Origin of the sequence: Streptomyces sp. B1I3 (assembly GCF_030816615.1) — a bacterium.
Lineage (GTDB): Bacteria > Actinomycetota > Actinomycetes > Streptomycetales > Streptomycetaceae > Streptomyces.
This window is the reverse complement of record NZ_JAUSYD010000001.1, coordinates 3124156-3140315: the sequence shown is the minus strand read 5'-3', so window position 1 is coordinate 3140315 and position 16160 is coordinate 3124156. Positions and strand designations below refer to the sequence as shown.

Sequence of the window (16160 nt, the reverse complement as noted above, 5' to 3'; positions counted from 1 at the left end):
GCCGGGGCCCGTTCAGGGAAGCTCGGCCGCGCTCACCGTCGGTACGTTCTCGGGACGGCTCTTCGTCTCCGCCGTGCAGAGGTAGTTCCGCGGGGCGTAGTTCCCCGGTCCGCCGAGCAGCACGGAATCGCCCGGACCCAGCGGCTCGCTCTCCGCGTACGTGCACACCACCTGCGCGAGCGCCTCGGCCGGCAGGTCCTCGGGCTGCTCGCTGAGACGCAGCGTGCCCTTGGGATCCCCCTTACGGGCCCCGGAGACCCGCAGCTGGGCCGGCACGGCCGTGGAGAAGCCCGCACGCCGCTCGTCGGCCGACGGCTCCTGCCGCAGTTCGCTCAGCAGCAGCTGCGCGACCGGGAGCGGATCCGACCGGGACTCGTCGACCTCGACCGTGCGCTCCACCGTCACCAGCTGCGAGGCGCAGACCAGGTGGACGCGCACGGCGACGGTCCTGGGCGGCGGCGCGTCCACCGACCCCGACGTCGTCCGGCAGGGCACCCGTGACGGCGCAGCCCCGGCGTCCACGGGCACCGACGTGCTCCTGATCCCGCACCCGGCACTCAGCGCCGCGCAGGCCACCACGGCGGCCAGCGCGCCGATCGCACGCCCGACGGCGCCGGCCCGCCCTCCGCGGCGGGGTGTGCGGTACGCGCGCTCGCTGTGCGTCACTCGACGTCGCCCTTCTCGCTCCGGTCGGGGTCCGCGTCCCCCGGGGCACCGGTCAGCCGCTCCGCGTCGCGCGGCAGGCGCAGCACGAACACCGCCCCGTCGCCGTCCGGCGAGTTGGAGGCCGTGATGTCACCGCCGTGGATGTGCGCGTTCTCCATCGCGATGGACAACCCCAGGCCGCTGCCCTCGGAGCGCGGCCGGGAGGCACTCGCCTTGTAGAAACGGTCGAAGACGTGCGGCAGGACCTCCTCCGGGATGCCCGGGCCGTGGTCGCGTACCTCGATGACCAGCTCGTCGTCGTCGGTGCGTACCGACACGCGCACCGGGGACCCGCCGTGCTTGAGGGCGTTGCCGATCAGGTTGGCGAGGATCACGTCGAGCCGGCGCGGATCCAGCCGCACCATCATGCCGCGCTCGGCGTCCAGATCGACCGCGTCCAGCCAGGCGCGCGCGTCGATGCAGGCCGTCACCTGGTCGGCGACGTCGACCGTGTCCAGGACGAGCCTGGCCGTACCCGCGTCGAAGCGGGTGACCTCCATGAGGTTCTCGACCAGGTCGTTCAGCCGCCGGGTCTCGCTCACCACCAGGTGCACGGCGGGCGCGATCATCGGGTCCAGGCTGTCCGCCTCGTCCTCCAGCACCTCGGCGACCGCCGTGATCGCGGTCAGCGGGGTCCGCAGCTCGTGCGACATGTCGGCGACGAACCTGCGGCTCGACTCCTCCCGCGCACTCATGTCGGCGACCTTCTTCTCCAGCGAGCTCGCCGTCTTGTTGAACGTGCGTGAGAGGTCGGCCAGTTCGTCCGTGCCCGAGACCACGAGACGGGTGTCGAGCTTGCCCTCGCCGAGCTTGCGGGCCGCGTCACCGAGCCGTTGCACGGGCCGCAGCACCGTCGTCGCCGCCGCCTGCGCGAGGAGCGCCGAACCGACGAGGGCCAGCGCGGTGGCGATGCCGAGGGACCAGGCCAGTGAATTGAGGTCCTGGCGCTCCTGGTCGAGCGACTTCAGCATGTACCCGGCCGGCCCGCCACCGATGATCCTCGTACCGGCCACCAGGTAGGGGGTGCCGCCGATGGTCGTGCGCTGCCAGAACAGGTGGTACTCGTCCGTGTTGCCGGAGGTGAGCGGCTGCTTCTTGCCGACCTGCTTCTGCAGGGACACCGGCACGTCCTGCTTGGTGAACGCGTCGATGTCGGAGGAGCCGACGACCGGCTTGGCGTCGCGGGTGCCGATCAGCAGCACGTGGTAACCGGGGCCGCTGCTCGCCATCTGCTCGGCGGCGCCCCGCAGGTCGTCGGCCGTGGGCTCCAGCGGGAGCGATGCCGCCCGGGTCTGCATCTGACGGCGGAAGTCGCCGAGCGCCGTGTCCTGCGTACGCGTCAGGACGGCCTCACGGTTGAGCCAGTACGCGATGCCCGACGCGGACACCGCGGCAGTCAGTGCCACCAGCGCGAACACGACCAGGAGCCGCATCCGCAGGCTGGTCCAGCGAAGACCCGCGAGTATGGAACGCTTCGCGGAACCGCTCACTGAGGCGAATCCAGCCGGTAGCCGACACCGCGCACGGTACGGATCAGCGTCGGCGAGGACGGCACGTCCTCCACCTTCGCCCGCAGCCGCTGCACACAGGCGTCGACGAGCCGCGAGTCACCGAGGTAGTCGTGTTCCCACACCAGACGCAGCAACTGCTGCCGGGACAGGGCCTGGCCGGGCCTGCGGCTCAGCTCGAGCAGGAGACGCAGCTCGGTCGGCGTGAGCTGCAGGTCCTCCCCGTTCTTCGTGACGGTCATCGCCGAACGGTCGATGACGACGCTCCCGAAGGTCGCCGAGTCCGTGGACTCGCGCTCACCGCGGCGCAGCACCGCGCGGATACGGGCGTCGAGCACCCGGCCCTGCACGGGTTTCACCACGTAGTCGTCCGCGCCGGACTCCAGTCCCACCACGACGTCGATGTCGTCGCTGCGCGCGGTCAGCAGGATGATCGGCAGCTGGTCGGTGCGCCGGATGCGCCGGCAGACCTCGAAGCCGTCGATCCCGGGCAGCATCACGTCCAGCACGACCAGGTCGGGCCGCTGCTCCCGGAGCAGCTCCAGGCCGTCCTCTCCCGTCGCCGCGGCGGCCACACGGTGGCCCTGGCGTGACAGCGAGAGTTCGAGGGCCGTGCGGATGGCGTCATCGTCCTCGATCAGCAACAGGAAAGGCACGGGGGTCATTCTGACTCATGGTGGTGCCGCAGTTCGACAATCCCCCCGACTTGACCGGCCGACAGGCCCCTGTGACAGGCCTGTGACAGTCGCAGGACAGCGCCATGAAACTGCCCCGGCAAGCTCATTGGCACAGGGAACGAACGGACTCCACCGACGGGGGGCGCGAGATGAACGCACTGCACAGCACCACCACGAGCGCAGTTGTCACGCGTCTCCACGACGTCGGCCGGAGCCAGGAGAAGTCCGGGGGTGCGAACCGCCGGGGGTGTGTTCGCGGCGCCGGGCGTCAACATCCTTCGTATCTCACGATGGTTGACGCGCCCACGGGGGAAAACGGGGGAAGCGGGACCGGTGCGTACGGGGAGGTCACGGGGGAGCGGAAGCCCCTGGAGCGGACGGAGGACGCCGAAGCGGCGTTCACCGCCTACGTCCAGGAGCGCCGCGCCTCCCTGTACGCGACGGCCTACCACCTGACCGGCGACCGGTTCGAGGCGGAGGACCTGCTGCAGAGCGCCCTCTTCTCGACGTACCGGGCGTGGGACAGGATCAGCGACAAGGCGGCGGTCGGTGGGTACCTCCGCCGCACCATGACCAATCTGCACATCAGCGCCTGGCGCAGGCGCAAGCTGAACGAATACCCGACCGAGGAGCTGCCGGAGACGGTCGGCGACACGGACGCGATGCGCGGCACGGAACTGCGTGCGGTGCTCTGGCAGGCCCTCGCACGGCTGCCGGAACTCCAGCGCACCATGCTGGTCCTGCGGTACTACGAGGGCCGCACCGACCCGGAGATCGCGTCCATCCTCGGCATCAGTGTCGGCACGGTGAAGTCGAGCATCTGGCGGTCGCTCCGCCGGCTGCGCGAGGACGAGGTCCTCAGCTTCGGCCGTGACGAGGAGGAGTCCTTCGGCGAGCTGGTGGCCTGAGGCGTACGGGGGACACGGGGGACGGGCTGCCGCTTCGGGGGAGGCGGCGGCACGGGGGAGCACGCAGCGGGGCCGGACGGGCCGGGGGGTCCTGTCCGGCCCCGCAGCGTTGCCGGCCGTGGGGCCCGGTGGGCCCCGCTCCGCCGTCAGGCGGCCGCCGACGGCGCCCTGCGGCACCGGCCCGCCGCGGCCGCGGCCAGCCGGCCCAGGGCCTCCTGCCGACCGCACGGGTACGCGCCCAGCGCCGCCTGCCGGGCCACGATGCGCCGTTCGGCCCGCATCAGGCGCCATCCCCGCCGCAGCAGGAACGGCACGGATTTGCGGCCTTCGCGCAGGTCCCGCAGCAGCCGGCGCCGGAAGGTCGTCGACGGACGCCCGCGCAGGCAGAGCGCGTCCGCGAGCAGGCCCAGTTCCTGGCAGCGCGTCACGATGTCCGCCGCGAAGATGCCCTCGGCTATGAACAGGGGGGTGCGCTCCATGTCGAGCGCCTCCCGGCCCGTCCGCGAGCTGGTGGCGATGTCGTACACCGGTACGTCCGTACGCCCTGTGCGGCACAGCTCCGCGATCGCCCCGACCGCCGCGTCCGCGTCCCAGGACAGGGCCGAGTCCCAGTCGATGTCCGTGCTGCCGGTGACCAGAGGCAGTGTCGGATCGTTGCCTTCTTTGTAGAAGTCGTCCAGACGCAGAACCGGCAGACCGGTGCGGGCGGCGAGGGACGACTTGCCGGAGCCGGAGGGACCGGCGAGCAGCACGACTCGAGTGGGGATCGGTTGGGAACTCACAGAACAGAAGTGTGAGGCATTGACCCGGGCAGGGGATCCCCGGGAGGTCCTGTTGGTATCCAGCATCACACGTCAACTACTCTGCGTGCGCGGACGATTACCGCATCGGCCCCGATCAGGTGGGAAAACATGGCACGTCATGCACTGTCCAAGCCCCGGCGACGCGCTCTGCTGCGCGCCGGTCTGACCCTCACCGCGCTGGGCGCGGCGCTCGGCGCGGGAGGTGCGGCTGCCCAGGCGGCGCCGCTGCCCGCCGCCCCCGCCACCGGCTCGGACACCGCCGACAGCACGCTGGGGGCGGTCCATGACGCGGCGGCGCCCGCCCTGACCAGCGCGCTCGGTTACGGGCTGGCCGGGGCCGTGTCCCCGGTCACCGACCTCCAGATCGACCCGCTGGCCGGCACCGGCGTGGACCCCCTGGACAACGCGGTGGGCGCCCAGATCGCCGACTTCAAGCCCGTGACCACGGCGCTGGTCACCGATCCGCTGACCAGCGGGTCGGCGCTCGGCGACCTGCCCGTGGTGGGCGAGGTGACCGGCCTGATCACCGGCTGACGTACGCGCGCATGCCGCAGGGCCGCCCCTCCCGGGGCGGCCCTGCGGCATGTCGCGCCGTGCGTCAGTACGAGGAGCCGGAGGTGCCCAGGGCGCCCGTCGGGTGCCAGACCGTCTTGATCTCCAGGAAGGCCGTCAGGCGGCGCGTACCGGGATCGGCGGACCAGTCGGTGCCGGCCGTGCCGTTCGCACCGTCCGCGCCGTCCACAGCCTGTGGACGCAGGACCCGCTTCAGGTTGTCGGCCGCCGCGGCCTCCAGCTCCTTCGCCAGTCCGGAGTCCGCGCCGGCGCCGGTGAGGTCGATGGCATTGACGTCCTGGTGCGAGGCCAGCGGGGCCGCGAGTTCGGCCGTCCTCCCGGACAGGATGTTGACCACACCGCCGGGCAGGTCCGACGTCGCCAGGACCTCGCCCAGCGACAACGCGGGCAGCGGCGCGTCGGCCGACGCGACGACGACCGCCGTGTTGCCCGTGGCGATGACCGGCGCGAGCACCGAGACGAGACCCAGGAACGACGACTCCTGCGGCGCCAGGACCGCCACCACGCCCGTCGGCTCCGGCGTGGAGAGGTTGAAGTAGGGGCCCGCCACCGGGTTCGCCCCGCCGGCGATCTGGGCGATCTTGTCGGTCCAGCCCGCGTACCAGACCCAGCGGTCGATCGCCGCGTCCACGACGGCCGCCGCCTTGGACTTCGACAGTCCTTCGGCGTCCGCCACCTCACGGGCGAACTGCTCGCGGCGGCCCTCCAGCATCTCCGCGACGCGGTAGAGGATCTGGCCCCTGTTGTAGGCCGTCGCTCCCGCCCAGCCGCCGAACGCCTTGCGCGCGGCCACGACCGCGTCACGGGCGTCCTTGCGGGAGGACTGCGGTGCGTTGGCCAGCCACTTGCCCTTCGGGTCCGTCACCTCGTACACCCGGCCGCTCTCGGAGCGGGGGAACTTGCCCCCGACGTACAGCTTGTAGGTCTTGAAGACACTCAGTCGCCCGTCAGACATCGAGGTAGGCCTCCAGACCGTGACGGCCGCCCTCGCGGCCGAAGCCCGACTCCTTGTATCCGCCGAACGGCGAGGTCGGGTCGAACTTGTTGAACGTGTTGGCCCAGACGACGCCCGCACGGAGTTTGTTCGCCACCGCGAGGATGCGGGAGCCCTTCTCGGTCCAGATGCCGGCCGAGAGTCCGTACTGGCTGTTGTTGGCCTTGGCGACGGCCTCGTCCGGTGTGCGGAACGTCAGTACCGACAGCACCGGGCCGAAGATCTCGTCACGGGCCACCGTGTGCGCCTGGGTGACCCCGGTGAACAGCGTGGGGGCGAACCAGTAGCCGGCGGACGGCAGCTCGCACGGCGCCGACCAGCGCTCGGCGCCCTCCGCCTCACCCGTCTCGACGAGCGAGGCGATCCGGGAGAGCTGCTCCTGGGAGTTGATCGCGCCGATGTCGGTGTTCTTGTCCAGCGGGTCGCCGAGGCGCAGCGTGGACAGGCGGCGCTTGAGGGCGTGCAGCACCTCGTCGTGGACGGACTCCTGGACCAGGAGCCGCGAGCCCGCGCAGCAGACCTGGCCCTGATTGAAGAAGATGCCGGTGACGATGCCCTCGACGGCCTGGTCGACGGGGGCGTCGTCGAAGACGATGTTGGCGCCCTTGCCGCCCAGTTCCAGCGTGGCCTTCTTACCCGTGCCCGCGATCTGGCGGGCGATGGCCTTGCCGACCGCGGTCGATCCCGTGAAGGCGATCTTGTTGACGTCGGGGTGCTCGACGAGGGCCTGGCCCGCGTCGCCGTACCCCGTCAGGATGTTGACGACACCCTTGGGCAGTCCCGCCCGGCGGCAGACGTCCGCGAAGAACAGGGCGGAGAGCGGTGTCGTCTCCGCCGGCTTCAGCACGACCGTGTTGCCGGTGGCGAGCGCCGGGGCGATCTTCCAGGCCAGCATGAGGAGCGGGAAGTTCCAGGGGATGATCTGGCCGGCCACACCCAGCGGGCGCGGATCGGCCCCGTAACCGGCGTGGTCCAGCTTGTCGGCCCAGCCCGCGTAGTAGAAGAAGTGCGCGGCGACCAGCGGGAGGTCGGCGTCACGCGTCTCCCGGATCGGCTTGCCGTTGTCCAGGGTCTCCAGGACGGCCAGCTCGCGGGAGCGCTCCTGGATGATCCGGGCGATCCGGAAGAGGTACTTGGCACGCTCGGAGCCGGGCAGGGCCGACCACTTCTCGAAAGCCCTGCGGGCCGCCTTCACGGCCCGGTCCACGTCCTCCGTGCCGGCCTGCGCGACCTCGGAGAGGACCTCCTCGGTGGCCGGGCTGACCGTCTTGAAGACCTTGCCGTCGGCGGCCTCGGTGAACTCGCCGTCGATGAACAGGCCGTACGAGGGGGCGATGTCGACGACGGAGCGGGACTCCGGAGCCGGTGCGTAATCGAATGCAGATGCCATGGGGATCAGTCCACCGTCACGTAATCGGGGCCGGAGTAACGGCCGGTGCTGAGCTTCTGGCGCTGCATCAGCAGGTCGTTCAGCAGGCTGGAGGCGCCGAAGCGGAACCAGTGGTTGTCCAGCCAGTCCTCGCCCGCGGTCTCGTTCACCAGGACGAGGAACTTGATCGCGTCCTTGGAGGTGCGGATGCCGCCCGCGGGCTTCACGCCGATCTGCACGCCGGTCTGCTCCCGGAAGTCGCGCACGGCCTCCAGCATCAGCAGCGTGTTCGCCGGGGTCGCGTTGGTCCCGACCTTGCCGGTCGACGTCTTGATGAAGTCCGCTCCCGCCAGCATCCCGAGCCAGGAGGCCCGCCGGATGTTGTCGTAGGTGGACAGCTCGCCGGTCTCGAAGATCACCTTCAGTCGTGCGCTGCCGCACTCGGCCTTCACGGCGAGGATCTCCTCGTAGACCTTGAGGTAGCGGCCGGAGAGGAAGGCGCCGCGGTCGATCACCATGTCGATCTCGTCGGCCCCGGCCGCCACCGCGTCGCGGACGTCCGCGAGCTTGACGTCCAGTGCGGCCCGTCCGGCGGGGAAGGCCGTCGCCACGGACGCCACCTTCACCCCGGACCCGGCCAGCGCGGCGGCGGCGGTCGCCGCCATGTCGGGGTAGACGCAGACCGCGGCGGTGCGCGGGGTCGTACGGTCGGTCGGGTCGGGGTTGACGGCCTTGGCGGCGAGAGCCCGGACCTTGCCCGGGGTGTCCGCGCCTTCGAGCGTCGTCAGGTCGATCATCGAGATGGCGAGATCGATGGCGTACGCCTTGGCAGTCGTCTTGATCGATCGGGTCCCGAGAGAGGCGGCGCGCGCTTCGAGGCCGACGGTGTCGACGCCGGGCAGCCCGTGCAGGAAGCGGCGCAGCGCACTGTCGGACGCGGTCGCGTCGGCGAATGCAGGTGCAGTGGTGGGCATGGTCACCACATGAGCATATCTACGCGCGTAGCGACCTGTACAGGGGCCTGTCCGTTTCCGCGCCTTCCACGGGCCGTCCGAGGCCTCTCCGCACCCCGCCGTCCCGTCAGGCAGAATCGGACCATGACGAGCCCCACACCTCCCGCCGAGCCCGCCTACGCCGACCGGACCTTCCGGTCGGGCGCCGGGCTGCTCACCGGCGTCCTGCTGATCCTGCTGGTCGGCTGGATCGGCGGCGACGCGGTGCTCCAGGGCAAGGGGAACGTGCCGTGGACGGCACTGGCCGCGCTGCTGACCGTGATCCCGCTGATCGTGGCGTTCACCCTGCGGCCCGCGGTGTTCGCCAACGACGAGCGGATCCGGATCCGCAACCCGTTCCGCACCATCGTGCTCCCCTGGACCGACGTCTCGGGTCTGCGGGCGTCGTACTCCAGCGAGCTGTTCACCGAGAGCGGTGCCAAGTACCAGCTCTGGGCTGTTCCGGTCTCCCTGCGCGAGCGCAAGCGGGCGGCCAGGAAGGCGACCCGGGAGGCCCACGACGACCCGTACGGCCGGACCTCCGTGCACGCCGACGTCAACGACACCCAGGCCCGCGCCGCCTTCGCCGACCGTGCGGTGGCCGACCTGCGGGAGATCGCCGAGCGCGCCGAGCGCCACGCGGAGAAGGGCACGACCACGGCCTCGCTGCGCTGGGCGTACGAGGTGATCGCCCCGGCCGCCGTCGGCGCGGTGCTGCTCGTGGTGCTGCTGGCCGTCGGCTGACGGCCCGTGGCTGACGGACACCCTGGGTCCTGACCGGACCGGGTGGTCCGCCACCGGCCACGGCGACCGCCACGGCGGCCGGTCCCGCTGCCGCCGGCCGGGTCAGATGCCCGCGGCGGCCGACAGGTCGCTCTTGATGCCGGCCAGGAGCTCCGCGCCCTTCGCGCGGGCCGCGGGCAGCTCCTCCGGCGAACCGACCGGGACCACGACCTCCAGGTAGCACTTGAGCTTCGGCTCGGTGCCGCTCGGCCGGACGATCACCCGGGCGCCCGCCAGGTGGTAGCGCAGGCCGTCGGTCGGCGGCAGGAGGTCCGTGCCCTGCGCGAGGTCCTCCGCCGAGGTGACGGGAAGGCCCGCAAGAGCGGCCGGCGGGGTTTCCCGCAGCCGGCGCATGGCATTCGCGATGACCGAGAGGTCCTCGACCCGGACCGACAGCTGGTCCGTGGCGTGCAGTCCGTGCGCCAGCGCGAGGTCGTCGAGCAGGTCGAGCAGTGTGCGGCCCTGCTCCTTGAGCACCGAGGCCAGCTCGGCCACCAGCAGCGCGGCCGTGATGCCGTCCTTGTCGCGTACGCCCTCGGGGTCGACGCAGTAACCCAGCGCCTCCTCGTAGCCGTAGCGCAGGCCTTCGACGCGGGCGATCCACTTGAAGCCCGTCAGGGTCTCCTCGTGACCGAGTCCTGCCTTCTCCGCGATCCGGCCCAGCAGGGACGAGGACACGATCGACTCGGCGAAGACGCCGGAGACCCCGCGGTCCACCAGGTGGGCGGCGAGCAGCGCGCCGACCTCGTCGCCGCGCAGCATCCGCCAGTCACCGTCGTCCGGGACGGCCACGGCGCAGCGGTCGGCGTCCGGGTCGTTGGCGATGACGATGTCGGGCTGCGTCCGGCGCGCGGTCGCGAACGCGAGATCCATGGCGCCGGGCTCTTCCGGGTTGGGGAAGGCGACGGTGGGGAACGCCGGGTCGGGCTCGGCCTGCTCGGCCACGAGCACGGGGGCCGGGAAGCCGGCGCGCGCGAAGGCCGCCGTGAGCACGGAGGTGCCGACGCCGTGCATCGCCGTGTAGACGGTCCGCGCGGTGCGCGGGGAGCCGGGGGTGAGGACGGCGTCCGTACGGGCGAGGTAGGCGGCCAGTACCTCCTCGCCGAGGATCTCCCAGCCGGACTCCGGGCGCGGTACGCCGTCGAGGGGGCCCACGGCCGCGATGGCGGCGGCGATCTCCGTGTCGGCCGGGGGCACGATCTGCGAGCCGTCGCCGAGGTAGACCTTGTAGCCGTTGTCACGGGGCGGGTTGTGGCTGGCCGTGACCTCCACGCCCGCGACGGCCCCCAGATGCCGTATGGCGTACGCGAGGACGGGGGTGGGCAGCGGGCGGGGCAGCACGGCCGCGCGCAGGCCCGCGCCGGTCATCACGGCCGCGGTGTCGCGGGCGAAGTCGGCGGACTTGTACCGGGCGTCGTAGCCGATGACGACGAGCCCGCCGGTCTGCCCCTGGGCCTTCAGGTACGCGGCGAGGCCGGCGGCGGCACGGATGACGACTGACCGGTTCATGCGCATCGGGCCGGCGCCGATCTCGCCGCGCAGGCCGGCCGTGCCGAACTGGAGCGTGCCCGCGAAACGGTCGGCGAGCGCGTCGAGGTCACCGGCGCCGATGAGGCCGGCGAGCTCCTCGCGGGTCTCCGGATCCGGGTCCTCGGCGAGCCAGGTCCTGGCCCGGGCGATGAGGTCCTGCTGCACGGTGTCCGCCTTTCTGCGGGGGGTGGTGGTGGTGTCGGGTGCGGGGGCGCCGGATGCGGGTGCGGGTGCCGGGGGCTGCGGGGGTGCGGGTGCGGGTCGCGCCCGCGGCGGGCTGTTCCCCTACCCGCCCCTCCCCGAAACCGGACTCCCCCCGGGCCCGCTTCAGGGCTCCGCCCCCGGCCCCGCGCCTGGAACGCCGGCGCCGCCGGCTGGGTCGTGCGACCCTGCGGGCGGGCGAGGCCGGTGGTGCTCGTCGGCGCCTCGTGCGCGGGCGGGGCCGGTTTCCCCCGCCCGCGCCCCGCATGCCGGGGAAGCCGGTTCCGCTTCTCAGATCCGGTCGAGCACCCGAGCCAGCAGCGCGCCCATCCGGGTGGCCGAGTCGCGGCCGGCCTGGAGGACCTCCTCGTGGTTCAGCGGCTCGCCGCTCAGGCCTGCGGCCAGGTTGGTGACCAGGGAGATGCCCAGCACCTCCGCGCCTGCCTCACGGGCCGCGATGGCCTCGAGGACCGTGGACATGCCCACGAGGTCGCCGCCCATCACGCGGACCATGCCGATCTCGGCCGGCGTCTCGTAGTGCGGGCCGGGGAACTGCACGTACACGCCCTCTTCGAGCGTCGCGTCGATCTCCTTGCACAGCGCGCGCAGCCTCGGTGAGTACAGGTCCGTCAGGTCCACGAAGTTGGCGCCGACGATCGGCGAGGCCGCCGTGAGGTTGATGTGGTCGCTGATGAGGACCGGCTGTCCGGGGCGCATGCCCTCGCGCAGTCCGCCGCAGCCGTTCGTCAGGACGACGGTCCTGCAGCCCGCGGAGACGGCCGTACGGACGCCGTGCGCCACGGCGGCCACCCCGCGGCCCTCGTAGTAGTGCGTGCGGCCGAGGAAGACCAGGACGCGCTTCTCACCGATCCGGTACGAGCGGATGGTGCCGCCGTGCCCCTCCACCGCGGGAGCGGGGAACCCGGGCAGCGCGGTCACCGGGAACTCGGCCTCCGGTGCGCCGAGCGCGTCGCCGGCGGGGGCCCACCCGGAGCCCATCACAAGGGCGACGTCGTGGGTCTCGGCGCCGGTCAGCTCGCGCAGGCGGTCGGCGGCGACGGCTGCGGCGGCGTGGGGGTCGCCCTGGATGTGGTCCGGAATAACAGATGCGTTCACGCGGATGAGGGTAACCGCTGATTCCCTACGCGCGTAGATGTGGCGGCGCAGAGTCTGGCCGGTCGTGTTCGTATTTTCGTACAGAAGGGTGCCGGGAGCGCCTCAGCAGGGGTGCTTGCGGAGACCCATCACATAGTCGTGCGGCGCGCCCGCGGACTCGGCGGCGTCCGCCACCTCGCCCAGGTAGCGCGCGGAGGGCAGCCCGCCCTCGTAGCCGTTCAGCACGTACATCCAGGCCGGCTCCTCGCCGTCCAGGGTGTGCACGCGCACCCGCATCCGGCGGTAGATGTCGAGGCCGACACCCTCCCAGCGGTCCATGGAGTCCTCGTCCATCGGCGCGAGGTCGTACAGCGCCACGAAGACCTGGGAACGGGGCGCCTCGACCACCGTGGCCAGCGCGCCTTCCCAGCCCATCTGCTCCCCGCCGAACGTCAGCCGCCAGCCGTTGAGCCAGCCCGTGCCGCGCAGCGGGGAATGCGGAGCGCGGCGCGTCATCAGCCGCGCGTCGAGGTTGCCGGCGTACGCGGCGTAGAGCGACATGGGGTCGAGGGTACGGGAGGTGACGCCGGGCGTGCCGGTTCCGGGGAGGAAGCCGCCCCGTCGGAGGCGCCGCACGGGACCGGGAGGCCCCGGCCCGGCCAGGGCCGTTCCCGTATGGAGGGCCCCGGGGCGAAGCAGATTGGCGCGTGCGGGACAATGAATTACGTACTGCATTCCCCGGGGCGATCCCCCGGACCCCCGGCCGGGGCGGCAGACGGCCGTGGGATGACACCACGCGAGGCGGACATTTCGTGACTCGGATCGTGATCATCGGCGGTGGCCCCGGCGGCTACGAGGCGGCGCTGGTGGGCGCCCAGCTCGGCGCGGAGGTGACCGTCGTCGACTGCGACGGCCTCGGCGGCGCGTCGGTCCTCACCGACTGCGTGCCCTCGAAGACCCTGATCGCGACGGCCGAGGTGATGACCACCTTCGACTCCTCCTACGAGGAACTCGGCATCATCGTCGCCGACGACACGCCGCACATCGAGCAGGCGGCGCGGGTGGTCGGGGTCGACCTCGGCAAGGTCAACCGGCGGGTCAAGCGCCTGGCGCTGGCCCAGTCCCACGACATCACCGCCTCCGTGACCCGTGCGGGGGCCAGGGTCATGCGCGGGCGCGGCAGGCTGGAGGGCCTCCAGGCCGCCGACGGATCCCGCCAGGTCGTCGTGAGGGCGGCCGACGGGACGGAGGAGCGGCTCACCGCCGACGCGGTGCTGATCGCGACCGGCGCCCACCCCCGCGAGATCCCGGACGCGCAGCCCGACGGCGAGCGCATCCTGAACTGGACCCAGGTCTACGACCTGGACGAGCTCCCCGAGGAGCTCATCGTGGTCGGCTCCGGTGTGACGGGTGCCGAGTTCGCCGGTGCCTACCAGGCGCTCGGCTCCCGTGTCACCCTCGTCTCCTCCCGCGACCGGGTGCTGCCGGGCGAGGACCCGGACGCCGCAGCCGTCCTCGAGGACGTCTTCCGGCGCCGCGGCATGAACGTCATGGCGCGCTCCCGCGCCCAGTCCGCCAAGCGCGTCGGCGACCGCGTCGAGGTCACGCTGGCCGACGGCCGGGTCATCTCGGGCACCCACTGCCTGATGGCGGTCGGCGCGATCCCGAACACCGCCGGCATGGGCCTGGAGGAGGCCGGAGTCCTGCTCAAGGAGTCCGGGCACGTGCGGACCGACCGGGTCTCCCGCACCAGCGCCCCCGGCGTGTACGCGGCCGGTGACGTCACCGGGGTCTTCGCACTCGCCTCGGTCGCCGCGATGCAGGGCCGGATCGCGATGTACCACTTCCTCGGCGACGCGGTGGCCCCGCTGGACCTGAAGACCGTCTCCTCGAACGTCTTCACGGACCCCGAGATCGCCACGGTCGGCTACAGCCAGGCCGACGTGGACGCCGGCAAGATCGAGGCCCGCGTCGTGAAGCTGCCGCTGCTGCGCAACCCGCGCGCCAAGATGCAGGGCATCCGGGACGGTTTCGTCAAGATCTTCGCCCGCCCCGGCACGGGCATCGTGGTCGGCGGCTGCGTCGTCGCTCCGCGGGCCAGTGAGCTGATCCACCCGATCTCGATCGCGGTCGACAACAACCTGACCGTGGAACAGATCGCGAACGCCTTCACCGTGTACCCGTCCCTGTCGGGCTCGATCGCCGAAGTGGCACGGCAGTTGCACAGCCGTAAGCGCACCGGCGACGCGTAGGGACGACGGCTGCCACCCGTCCCGGACACCACCTGAACAACGGCGGGGCCTCCTATACCACTGGGAGGCCCCGCACATGTACAACTTCGCTTATTCGGCGCAAACTGCTGAAAAGCAACCCATGGCCAGGTTACTGTCAGTTTCGTGTTCGCTGCAGAACGTCGTCAATTGATCCTCGAAATGGTGCGTGCCAACGGGGCGGTATCGCTCCGTGAGCTCGCCCGCGTCGTCCAGACCTCCGAAGTGACCGTACGGCGGGACGTGCGGGCACTGGAGGCAGAAGGACTCCTCGACCGCCGGCACGGCGGTGCGGTCTTGCCGGGCGGTTTTACGCGGGAGTCCGGCTTTCCGCAGAAATCCCATCTCTCCACCGCGGAGAAGACGGCCATCGCCGACCTCGCCGCCGGACTGGTCGGTGAGGGCGAGGCCATCGTGGTCGGCGCCGGAACGACCACGCAGGAGCTGGCCCGCCGGCTCGCGCGGATTCCCGGCCTGACCGTCGTCACCAACTCCCTCCTGGTCGCCCAGGCGCTGGCCCATGCCAACCGGGTGGAAGTGGTGATGACCGGAGGAACCCTGCGCGGGAGCAACTACGCACTCGTGGGCAGCGGGGCCGAGCAGTCCCTCCACGGGCTGCGGGTCTCCCGGGCGTTCATCTCGGGGAGCGGACTGACCGCCGAGCGTGGTCTGTCCACGTCCAACATGCTCTCCGCGAGCGTGGACCGTGCGCTGGTGCAGGCCGCGGCCGAGGTGGTGGTCCTGGCCGACCACACCAAGCTCGGCTCCGACACCATGTTCCAGACGGTGCCGACGGAGCTGATCACCCGCCTGGTGACGGACGAACCGCCGGTCCACGACGAGCGTGCGGCCACCGAGCTCCAGGCACTGGCGGACCAGGGCGTGGAGATCACGGTGGCGGGATCGGGTAGCGACGCCCCGGCCGGTGACGCCCTGCCCCAGGGGCGGCAGCCCCGGAGGGACATGCCGCTGCCCGGCCAGCGGCGCACGCAGGGCGGCCCCGGAGGACTCGGGCCGCAGCTGCGGAGTGCGGCCGCACTGGCGGACGGCCCGGTGGAGCGGGGGCGCGTCGCGGACCTGCGACGGCGCTAGCGGGCACGGGCCGCGGCCCGTGGCCGGCTCGATCCTCAGTCGCCGGCCGACGGCTTCAGGCCCTGGAGCGTCAGCCGCAGGAGGCGGTCGGCCAGAGCCGGATCGCTGGGGGACTGCTCCGCGGCCAGCGCGATCGCGTTCGTCAGCTGCAGCAGGTCGTCGATCGACACCTCCGCCCGCACCGCGCCGCTCGACCGCGCCCGCTCCAGCAGCCGCGTCCCGGCCTGCCGGAGCGGTACGTGACATTGCGTCAGGGCTGAAGTGGCGTCACCGGACGCGGACATGAGCGCCTGCGCCAAGCCGCGGTACTCACCCGCATGGGTGACGATCGCTCGCAGCCACTCCATCAGCGCCGCGCACGGCTGCTCCGCTTCCGCCAGTTCGCGGGAGCGCGCGAGCAGTGAGGCCAGGGCGTCCTGGAACACCGCGTTCATCAGTGCGTGCCGGTTCGGGAAGTGCCGGTAGAGCGTGCCGATGCCCACCCCCGCACGCCGGGCGACGTCCTCCAGCGAGGCGTCCGTGCCGTGCTCGGCGAAGGACGCCCGGGCCTCACCGACCAGCCGGTCGTAGTTGCGGCGCGCGTCGGCGCGCATCGGACGGGCCGGCGTTCCTGCCGTGCTCATCGCCATCACGCTCTCCTCCTGGTCTCCGCCCTGGATC

Annotated in this window: 16 protein-coding genes; 5 read left to right on the top strand and 11 right to left on the bottom strand. The window is 72.0% G+C overall.

Annotated elements, in window-relative coordinates; translation table 11 throughout:
* Positions 1–12: 12 nt before the first annotated feature.
* The 3 genes from QFZ58_RS14230 to afsQ1 are packed head-to-tail and all read right to left on the bottom strand — an operon-like array spanning position 13 to position 2869.
* On the bottom strand, positions 13–666 hold the full coding sequence (locus QFZ58_RS14230; protein WP_307125304.1) for a hypothetical protein: 654 nt from the start codon (positions 664–666) through the stop codon (positions 13–15).
* On the bottom strand, positions 663–2195 hold the full coding sequence (locus QFZ58_RS14225) for a HAMP domain-containing sensor histidine kinase (RefSeq protein ID WP_307125303.1): 1533 nt from the start codon (positions 2193–2195) through the stop codon (positions 663–665). Before QFZ58_RS14225 ends, QFZ58_RS14230 begins: the two co-directional genes overlap by 4 nt.
* Entirely contained in the window at positions 2192–2869 is a 678-nt protein-coding gene (afsQ1, locus tag QFZ58_RS14220; RefSeq protein WP_307128860.1) for a two-component system response regulator AfsQ1, read from the bottom strand. Before afsQ1 ends, QFZ58_RS14225 begins: the two co-directional genes overlap by 4 nt.
* Positions 2870–3039: 170 nt before the next feature.
* On the opposite strand from afsQ1, the gene QFZ58_RS14215 reads away from it, so the two are divergent.
* Positions 3040–3798, top strand: coding sequence for a SigE family RNA polymerase sigma factor (locus tag QFZ58_RS14215; RefSeq protein WP_307125302.1), 759 nt, complete (start codon positions 3040–3042; stop codon positions 3796–3798).
* Between the two features lie 146 nt (positions 3799–3944).
* Here QFZ58_RS14215 and QFZ58_RS14210 read toward each other — a convergent pair whose 3' ends face one another.
* The gene (locus QFZ58_RS14210; protein ID WP_307125301.1) at positions 3945–4646 is read right to left on the bottom strand and encodes a uridine kinase; all 702 of its coding nucleotides are present in this window, start codon (positions 4644–4646) and stop codon (positions 3945–3947) included.
* 63 nt (positions 4647–4709) lie between these two features.
* Between QFZ58_RS14210 and QFZ58_RS14205 the strand changes: the two genes are divergently transcribed.
* A complete protein-coding gene (locus QFZ58_RS14205; protein ID WP_307125300.1) occupies positions 4710–5135 on the top strand; it encodes a hypothetical protein in 426 nt (141 codons plus the stop codon).
* A 64-nt stretch (positions 5136–5199) separates the two neighbouring features.
* Here QFZ58_RS14205 and QFZ58_RS14200 read toward each other — a convergent pair whose 3' ends face one another.
* Genes QFZ58_RS14200 through deoC form a run of 3 tightly spaced genes read right to left on the bottom strand, consistent with a single transcriptional unit; the run spans position 5200 to position 8511 of the window.
* A complete protein-coding gene (locus tag QFZ58_RS14200; RefSeq protein WP_307125299.1) occupies positions 5200–6129 on the bottom strand; it encodes an aldehyde dehydrogenase family protein in 930 nt (309 codons plus the stop codon).
* Complete coding sequence (locus QFZ58_RS14195; RefSeq protein WP_307125298.1) at positions 6122–7558, bottom strand: aldehyde dehydrogenase family protein; 1437 nt, start codon at positions 7556–7558, stop codon at positions 6122–6124. The genes QFZ58_RS14200 and QFZ58_RS14195 overlap by 8 nt, the downstream gene beginning before the upstream one ends.
* A 5-nt stretch (positions 7559–7563) precedes the next feature.
* Positions 7564–8511: a deoxyribose-phosphate aldolase gene (gene deoC, locus QFZ58_RS14190; RefSeq protein ID WP_307125297.1), complete on the bottom strand. Its 948-nt coding sequence runs from the start codon at positions 8509–8511 to the stop codon at positions 7564–7566.
* 123 nt (positions 8512–8634) lie between these two features.
* Here deoC and QFZ58_RS14185 point away from each other — a divergent pair, with 123 nt between their 5' ends.
* Positions 8635–9273, top strand: coding sequence for a PH domain-containing protein (locus QFZ58_RS14185; protein WP_307125296.1), 639 nt, complete (start codon positions 8635–8637; stop codon positions 9271–9273).
* 102 nt (positions 9274–9375) lie between these two features.
* Here the strand turns inward: QFZ58_RS14185 and QFZ58_RS14180 are convergent, their stop codons facing one another.
* From QFZ58_RS14180 to QFZ58_RS14170, 3 genes are all read right to left on the bottom strand, one after another.
* The gene (locus QFZ58_RS14180; RefSeq protein ID WP_307125295.1) at positions 9376–11007 is read right to left on the bottom strand and encodes a phospho-sugar mutase; all 1632 of its coding nucleotides are present in this window, start codon (positions 11005–11007) and stop codon (positions 9376–9378) included.
* Positions 11008–11334: 327 nt separating this feature from the next.
* Entirely contained in the window at positions 11335–12159 is an 825-nt protein-coding gene (locus QFZ58_RS14175; RefSeq protein WP_307125294.1) for a purine-nucleoside phosphorylase, read from the bottom strand.
* A gap of 102 nt (positions 12160–12261) precedes the next feature.
* On the bottom strand, positions 12262–12699 hold the full coding sequence (locus tag QFZ58_RS14170) for a gamma-glutamylcyclotransferase (protein ID WP_307125293.1): 438 nt from the start codon (positions 12697–12699) through the stop codon (positions 12262–12264).
* A gap of 251 nt (positions 12700–12950) precedes the next feature.
* Between QFZ58_RS14170 and QFZ58_RS14165 the strand changes: the two genes are divergently transcribed.
* Both QFZ58_RS14165 and QFZ58_RS14160 read left to right on the top strand, forming a co-directional pair.
* On the top strand, positions 12951–14390 hold the full coding sequence (locus QFZ58_RS14165) for an NAD(P)H-quinone dehydrogenase (protein ID WP_307125292.1): 1440 nt from the start codon (positions 12951–12953) through the stop codon (positions 14388–14390).
* 144 nt (positions 14391–14534) lie between these two features.
* Positions 14535–15500 carry a DeoR/GlpR family DNA-binding transcription regulator gene (locus QFZ58_RS14160; protein WP_307125291.1) on the top strand — a complete coding sequence of 322 codons (966 nt, stop codon included), beginning with the start codon at positions 14535–14537 and terminating at the stop codon, positions 15498–15500.
* Positions 15501–15535: 35 nt separating this feature from the next.
* On the opposite strand, the gene QFZ58_RS14155 is transcribed toward QFZ58_RS14160, so the two are convergent.
* Positions 15536–16129 (bottom strand): TetR/AcrR family transcriptional regulator, encoded by a 594-nt coding sequence (locus tag QFZ58_RS14155; protein WP_307125290.1) that lies wholly within the window; start codon positions 16127–16129, stop codon positions 15536–15538.
* Positions 16130–16160 lie beyond the last annotated feature (31 nt).